Origin of the sequence: Brucella sp. NBRC 14130 (genome assembly GCF_040371715.1) — a bacterium.
Classification (GTDB): domain Bacteria; phylum Pseudomonadota; class Alphaproteobacteria; order Rhizobiales; family Rhizobiaceae; genus Brucella; species Brucella intermedia.
In genome coordinates this window covers 1-4,551 of the sequence record NZ_BAABTE010000044.1, presented here as the reverse complement: position 1 = coordinate 4,551, position 4,551 = coordinate 1, and the positions used below count along the sequence as shown (strand labels likewise).

Sequence of the window (4,551 nt, the reverse complement as noted above, 5' to 3'; positions counted from 1 at the left end):
TTGGTAAACACCTCGGGATGTTCATTGAGAAGCACGAGCATTCCGGTGGGATATCTCTGACTGTGTCGCAAGAGGACGCTGAACTGTGAGACATGGCTTCAATTCAACTTACGGAGAAACAGCGACAGGCTAACCGCCTATTGGCTGGTCCTGCGCGCAACATCATGCTGCGCGGCGGCTCCCGGTCGGGGAAGACCTTCGTGCTTGTCCGAGCCATCGTTCAGCGGGCAATCAATGCGCCAGGCTCTCGGCATGTCATTTTCCGTTTCCGGTTCAATCACGCCAAGACCTCGGTTTGGTCCGACACTCTGCCGAAGGTTCTGAAGCTTTGCTTCCCATCGCTGCGCGTGCGGTTCGATAAGACTGACTTCTATGTCGAGTTACCGAACGGTTCTCAGGTCTGGATTGCGGGCTTGGACGACAAGGAGCGCGTTGAGAAGATTCTCGGGCAGGAATACGCAACGCTCTATTTCAACGAAAGCAGCCAAATACCTTGGGCATCGGTTGAAACCGCAATGTCCCGACTGGCCCAGAAGTGTGAGCTCGCGGCTCAAATAGCGAAAGCCACCGGACGGCAGTATCTGGCGCTCAAGGCCTATTTCGACTGTAACCCGCCGTCAAAACTGCATTGGAGCTTTCAGCTATTCCGGGCGAAAATGAAGCCTGGCACGAAAGAGGCGCTTCCTAATCCCGACGACTACGTCGAGATGAAGGTTAACCCTTCCGATAATGCCGATAATCTGCCGGCGGAGTATTTCGACGTGCTGGCCTCGATGTCAGCACCAAAGCGGCTTCGTTTTGAAGCGGGCGAATGGGCAAGTGAAGTCAACGGCGCCTTGTGGGCGCTGGATGACCGCACGGCTGCCGACGGCAAGATAATGCCAGGTATAGACAGCTTGCGAGTGAAACAGGCGCCAGAGCTTGTTCGTATCGTGGTCGCTGTCGATCCATCAGGCACGCGTGGTGATGACGGTGGCGACGATATCGGCATCGTTGTCGCCGGCCGTGGGGTAGACGGTCACGCTTACATTCTTGAAGATGGCACTTGTCAGTTGTCGCCGGAAGGATGGGGCACCCGACCGTGCAGACGCCCTTGTATGGGCAATCACTGAATTGATGCTTGGTGACGAGAAAAACGTCGCAATGTTCCTTAGAAAGAAGCACCGATGAACCCAATTCGAGCCTTGGCCAATGCCGCGGCGCGTCGGCTCGACGTTATGTTCCCGGGCTACTTCAGCGCTGCCAAGCATAATCATTACGCTGATTTCGGATATCCTGAAAACCTGACGTTCGATATGGTGTATGGCATGTACCGCCGAAACGGTATTGCCGCAGCTGGTGTTGACAAGACAATATTGAAGACCTGGCAGGACAATCCATTCCTTCAGGAAAAGCAGCGTGACGGGTCAGAGGGCAAGAGAACCGAGGAGACGAAGCTTGAAGCCGATATTCGTCAACGGTTCGAAGACCTGCGCATCTGGTCACGCATTGCTGAGACAGATCGCCGGTCATTGGTTGGGTCGTACTCCGGTCTGATCCTTCGTCTGGCGGACAACAAGAAGTTCTCGGAGCCGGTTGATACGGTGCCCGGCGGTCTTTTGGGGCTGGTCGAAGTACTCCCGGCGTGGGAAGGCCAGCTGCAGGTCTCGCAGTGGGATACGGATGAACTTTCCGATACCTACGGTCAGCCGCTGATGTATCAGTTCAATGAGGCCAGCGTAGGAGAAGAAACTCGCCAGCCCCGCCAGTTCATGCTGCATCCAGATCGGGTGATTGTCTGGTCGCGGGATGGAACGCTGGATTGCCGTTCGTTACTTGAGCCCGGTTACAACGACCTGATCACCTTGGAGAAGGTCAGCGGCGCAGGCGGCGAGGGCTTCTGGAAGAACGCGAAGTCCGCGCCAGTGCTCGAAGTCGACGCCGAGGCCAAGCTTGACGAAATGGCCAAGATCATGGGCGTACCGGTGGATGAACTTGTCGACCGCATGAATGATCAGGTCGAGGACTGGCAACGCGGCTTTGACAAGCTGCTGATGATGCAGGGCATGACTGCCAAGACACTTGGCGTCACACTGCCGAGCCCGGAACACTTCTTTGCCATCGCCCTCCAGGCGTTCGCAGCTTCCATCTCGATACCGGTCAAGATCCTTGTCGGTTCACAGACGGGCGAGCGCGCCAGCACGGAAGACGCTGACGAATGGGTCAAAACAAATATGTCCCGCCGGACAAGCACAGTCCGCCCTAACATTATGGATTTCGTCAACCGTCTTGAGCGGTTCCTGGAGTGCTCCCCATTTCACCGGACAGGTCGGCTAGTTTGATTTAGCCCTGATGAACTGCCGAGGGGAAGCCATCTTGAGCGCGGAATGTGGATGGATTTCATTATAGTCCTCGATCCATCCGTCGATGAACTGGAGCGCTGTTTCTGCGTCCGGTAGTGCTGCGATGCGGATATAATCCCGCTTCAGGGTTTTGACGAAGGCCTCCGACATGCCGTTCGACTGCGGGCTGGCGACCGGCGTGAAGCAGGGTGTCAGATTGAGTGCTTGCGCAAACAGCCTCGTGTCCCTCGCGGTGTAAGCAGAGCCGTTGTCCGAGAGATGCTCGATTGCGTGCGGGGCTCGGGTTGCTGCGAACCGCTTCTCGACTGCCTCCAGCATCATGTCGCGCACGTCTGAGCCGGTGATGCCTGCATTGGCGATGGCCGTCCATGAGATGCTCTCCCGGTCGAAAGCGTCGATGATGAAGGCGAGACGGATGACCTCGCCGTTCCAGCAAGTGAACTCCAGCCCATCCGAGCACCAGCGCAAGTTCGAGCGCATGACCATGACCTTGCCGTCATGGATACGGCCCTTGCGAACGGCCGTATGCTTCTCCAGCAACATGGCGTGGTTGCCCATGATGCGGTGAACCCGTTTTGCGTTGACGACAGGCTTATCGGCGGCTCGCCTTTCGCGATTGAGGAGCGCGGCGATCCGCCGATAGCCATAGGTTGGCCTTTGATCTACCAGCCTGCGAATGATGGGCAAAAGCTCTGCATCCTCGGCCTTGTGATAGGAGCCGCGCGGCTTCGATCTGCCTTTCAGCCGCTCGTTGAGGTTGGAACGGGATACGCCCAGCGTGTCTGCGACGGCCTTCATCGCGAACCGTCCTTCGGCAACAAGATCGGCCGCGATATCCGTTTTTTTGAGTCTGCTTTGGACAAGGCTTCCCGAAGGATTTCGACCTCCATCGTCTTGCGGCCGAGCATGCGCTCCAGCTCGCGGACGCGATCTTCCAGCTTCTTCACTTCCGAATTGCCGACCACCGGCTCGTCAGAATCCACAGCTGCAGCACCTCCCTCGCTCAAGAGCCTGCGCCACCGATAAAGCAGATTGGGCGCGACGCCATGGCGGCGAGCGGTGGACGATACCGTCTCGCCTGGTTCGAAACTCTGCTCAATGATTGTCAGCTTTTGCTCGGTTGTCCACCGCCTGCGGCGAACATCACCCGTCAGCAATTCAACGTGTCGATACTCGTTAGACATAAGCCTATACCCAAGCCTGTGCTTGAGCCTTTCTGCTTATGCCGACTGTCCGGTCGAAATGGGGGGCAGTTCAGTTCCGCATACTGCCGGAAAAGGACTGGTATCTGGATTGGGCCGACCTGACTGAAACGTCCATGGCCGAGAAGATCGACCGTGTAGCCAAGATGGCAGATACCAACCAGAAGATGAGCGCATCCAATGAGTTGGTATTCACTGCTGATGAGATGCGTGAAGTAGTCGGCAAGGAACCACTCACGGACGAACAGCGATACCGTGAGGACGATGAAGAGGGTATGGCGGCGGCTATTACACGTCCAAAGGATTCACAAATCCAGGAAGATTGATGGATCCAGACGTGGAAATTGATTGAGGATACCCGGGGTCAAAGAGTTCGGTGTAGGGCTCAAGGCAGTCACCAAACTTGTAAAGATTCAGGACAACTAGCGCAGCAATTGCCTTCATGCAGTTTTCTTGGTTGGCCTCACGAAAGTTTGTGTGCCGATTGTGCTTAACGTGGTTGTAGGCAATCCACCAGTCGGGTGCATTTTCTTTTTTTGCCCACGCCGCGAAAGGCTGAACTGTTTGATTGTTGCGGGGAATAGATATTTCCACTGTATGGAAGTCACTATAGTGGGCACAAAGCACTGTTTGGCACTTCTTGACATTTGTTACAGATGTCCCCGCGACCCGTGACGCAATAATGCTCATCAAGTTGTCTCCTTCACTCCCTGCCAACAGTAACAGTTTGGCGTACTCGTTAGAGTGAACTTTCGCATGCTCATCACTTAGAGAAACGAAATCAAGAGTTCTCACGAACTCGCGTTCGATCATGCGCATCTAGTCCCAAGAATTGCGATCCAGCATTTTTGCAGCCCCCGTTGCCTGTGCTGGCTTTTAATATCCGAAAAGGATTGAAAATGTCCAAAACCGTTCGGGTGAATATCCGATCACTGGCTAACGCCGGTGCGATCCGACGCGAGAAGAGAAACGGCCGAGACGTGGTTATCGTCCCGTCTGCCACTCTC

At 55.5% G+C, this 4,551-nt stretch carries 4 protein-coding genes and 1 pseudogene; 3 read left to right on the top strand and 2 right to left on the bottom strand.

The window, feature by feature from the left end; genetic code table 11:
• Window positions 1-92: 92 nt before the first annotated feature.
• Window positions 93-1,079: pseudogene (locus tag ABWW28_RS27275) on the top strand (phage terminase large subunit); the annotation flags it as partial.
• A 105-nt stretch (window positions 1,080-1,184) separates the two neighbouring features.
• Window positions 1,185-2,321 (top strand): anti-CBASS protein Acb1 family protein, encoded by a 1,137-nt coding sequence (locus ABWW28_RS27270; RefSeq protein ID WP_278501917.1) that lies wholly within the window; start codon window positions 1,185-1,187, stop codon window positions 2,319-2,321.
• Here the strand turns inward: ABWW28_RS27270 and ABWW28_RS27265 are convergent.
• Window positions 2,313-3,526, bottom strand: a protein-coding gene (locus tag ABWW28_RS27265; protein ID WP_353392959.1) for an IS3 family transposase whose coding sequence is annotated in 2 segments (ribosomal slippage) — window positions 2,313-3,190 and window positions 3,190-3,526 — 1,215 coding nt in all. Because the reading frame shifts where the segments join, the coding sequence is not laid out codon by codon here. The genes ABWW28_RS27270 and ABWW28_RS27265 overlap by 9 nt on opposite strands.
• A gap of 38 nt (window positions 3,527-3,564) precedes the next feature.
• Between ABWW28_RS27265 and ABWW28_RS27260 the strand changes: the two genes are divergently transcribed.
• Window positions 3,565-3,870 (top strand): hypothetical protein, encoded by a 306-nt coding sequence (locus ABWW28_RS27260; protein ID WP_353392958.1) that lies wholly within the window; start codon window positions 3,565-3,567, stop codon window positions 3,868-3,870.
• Here the strand turns inward: ABWW28_RS27260 and ABWW28_RS27255 are convergent.
• On the bottom strand, window positions 3,833-4,357 hold the full coding sequence (locus tag ABWW28_RS27255; protein WP_353392956.1) for a hypothetical protein: 525 nt from the start codon (window positions 4,355-4,357) through the stop codon (window positions 3,833-3,835). The genes ABWW28_RS27260 and ABWW28_RS27255 overlap by 38 nt on opposite strands.
• Window positions 4,358-4,551 lie beyond the last annotated feature (194 nt).